This is a genomic window from Alkalibacterium sp. s-m-28 (assembly GCF_054658175.1).
This window is the reverse complement of sequence record NZ_BAAGIQ010000399.1, coordinates 1-255: the sequence shown is the minus strand read 5'-3', so window position 1 is coordinate 255 and position 255 is coordinate 1. Positions and strand designations below refer to the sequence as shown.

Genomic DNA, 255 nt, shown 5'->3' with positions numbered 1-255 from the left:
GGTTATCCAGTCGTGATTTTTATCAGGAATTAGCCATTGAACTGGGACTGGAACCGAGCCACAAAAAGGTCGTCAATTTTCGCAACATCCAGGAACGCATTCGCCAATTAGAGAGTCAGCGTATCACACCAGTCATTGTCCTGGATGAAGCCCAATTTTTGTCAATGGACATCTTTGAAGAACTGCTTCTTTTATTGAATTTTCAACGAGATACGGTCTCAAACACAGTGGTCTTACTTATTGGCACTGCCAGTC

At 43.1% G+C, this 255-nt stretch carries 1 protein-coding gene; it reads left to right on the top strand.

Translation table 11 applies throughout. From position 1 onward, the window contains the following. Positions 1–255: AAA family ATPase (locus ACYQ4S_RS12755; RefSeq protein WP_459771553.1), on the top strand; the 255-nt coding region annotated here is incomplete at both ends.